Origin of the sequence: Anaerovibrio sp. (assembly GCF_024697385.1) — a bacterium.
Classification (GTDB): domain Bacteria; phylum Bacillota; class Negativicutes; order Selenomonadales; family Selenomonadaceae; genus Anaerovibrio.
The window spans coordinates 1-2,240 of the sequence record NZ_JAILFV010000026.1; the positions used below are offsets into that span (position 1 = coordinate 1).

Below are 2,240 nucleotides of genomic sequence, written 5' to 3' on the forward strand. Positions count from 1 at the left end.
GCAGCCATCCTGCCCATCATGGTTGCCAGGCCAACCTTACGAACTGAGAGCACACCTTCCCCATCAAAAACAACCGTTCCCCGGAACAATAAATGTTTTCCTGTTAAATCCTCTCCGGTAATTGTCTCCGGAAAATCAAACGTTTCTGTTGCCGCAAACTTCTTGCATTCCTCCACTTCACCATTAAGAGCCGAATTGTTTACCCTCAAATCACCGTCATCCAATACGCCATCTGCTGGAATTTTATCCCCGGATTGCAGCAGTACCATATCACCGACTACCACTTCATCCATTTCCAGATTGCAGATTTTACCATCACGATAGACCTTACAAGTGTCTTTCTTAGTGCTTTCCTTCAGCTCCCGATATTTGGTGTCACTGGCTACACCAGTTTTCGCAGTAACAAAAGCCACGATGAGCACAGCAACAATCGTTCCTAGAGGTTCATAAATTTGAGCATGTCCCAAAGAATACATAATGAGCATGATGACCACAATGACCAGCAAAATTCGAATCATAGGATCATTGAAGGTCTCTTTGAACTCATCCCAAAAGGTAGTCGGCTCCGAGTCAGGAATCACATTATCCCCATACTTCTGCCGCGATGCCTCCACCTCCGCTTTACTCAAGCCCTGCACTTTCTTCATTACCAACCCTCCCAAAATACACAATAAAAAACGTCCGCCTCTGCTCAGCAAAAGTTAGCACATACGCGCATTGCGCATGTGCCCACTTTCTGCTGAACAGAAGCGGACGTAATCACTTGTTATAATATTGGACAGACTTCTTAGAGTGTCCCCCCCCCATGTACACTCATAGTGATATTATGTACTTTCATAAAACAAGCTACTTCCATATCCCACATAGTAATCATTCCTTAGTAACCAGTAAACATAACACATTCTTACGGTATCATAAGGACTAATACTACAAAGTAATAGGAATCTCCTGCTAAAAAAATAATTTTTTTTACTAGCGCATAAACTCCACCAACAATCTGTTCAATGCCCTCTGGTCTTCTCCATGCATGGTCCCTCTTGTCGAGTGCATAGCCAGCCATTGGCACGCCGATGTCCATGGTGTGCATGGGCGATAAGGATAGGGCGAAAGTTCATGGGACAGATTCATAGCCCTATTTGACCATCCCTGCCTGTGGTTTCAGTCGGAAAAAGGGAAAAACACTGGACTCAGCGGATCTTATTCCATTTTAACACCGGGTAGGCAGCTTTGGCTGTTTTGAAAAAGTTTTATAATTTTACTCATGTAATGCCAGCCCCATAAGCCTGTCTGCCTGGTCCACCATAAACAACGGGATATTTTCGTCTTCGTGCTTCCTCCGCCTTATCGAATGCGGCGTCCCCCCAGCCTTCAGGCATAGGGAGTGTCAAATAAGATATATCTTGTAATCACAATATATTTATTGATTTTATCAGGTATAACTGTTAGAATTTAATATGTGTTATATTTATACATTATATCTTATAAGAAGGTGTTTATATGATAAAACGCGATCTATACCTGAAAAAAATCCGTCCATTTATGAATCAGGATCTGGTAAAAGTCATCACCGGCATCCGTCGTTGTGGTAAATCCGTTATGCTGGAGATTATCCAGCAAGAGCTGCAGGAAAAAGGTGTCCCTGCCACATCCATGCTTACCTATAATTTCGAATCCTTGACGTTATCCCACCTATGTACTGCCGAAGCCTTACACCATGATGTCATGGAAAAGGCAAAAGCCATTAAGGACAAAGTCTATATCTTCCTTGATGAGGTACAAGAAGTTAAGCATTGGGAAAAAGCCATCAATTCCTTCCGCGTTGACCTGGACTGCGATATATACATAACTGGCTCAAATTCAAAGCTCCTATCCGGGGAGCTGGCAACTTATCTGGCAGGACGTTATGTAGAATTTGTTATGTATCCGCTATCCTTTCAGGAATTTTACAATGCCATGCGCGATCTCCAACCGAATCTGACGACCGCCGAATGTTTCCAACAATATATGCATTGGGGTGGTATGCCTTACCTTGGTAACTTGCAATATCAAGCTGAACCTGTCAAGCAATACCTCCGCGATTTGTATAACGCCGTCGAACTAAAGGATATCATTCGCCGTAAAAAAATTCGCGACGTAGACCTGCTGGAACGTATCCTCGCTTACGTTACTGCCAATATTGGCAATACCTTTTCTGCCACCACTATATCAAAGTACCTAAAAAATGAAGGGCGCAAAGTGGC

Annotated in this window: 2 protein-coding genes; one reads left to right on the forward strand and one right to left on the reverse strand. The window is 43.3% G+C overall.

What is annotated here, in order from left to right; genetic code table 11:
- Positions 1-647 (reverse strand): cation-transporting P-type ATPase (locus tag K6C05_RS01485; protein ID WP_296730562.1); only part of this gene is annotated, 647 nt, incomplete at its 3' end.
- Positions 648-1,497: 850 nt separating this feature from the next.
- On the opposite strand from K6C05_RS01485, the gene K6C05_RS01490 reads away from it, so the two are divergent.
- Positions 1,498-2,240, forward strand: a 743-nt coding sequence (locus tag K6C05_RS01490; RefSeq protein ID WP_296730564.1) for an ATP-binding protein, incomplete at its 3' end; no start/stop codon positions are given.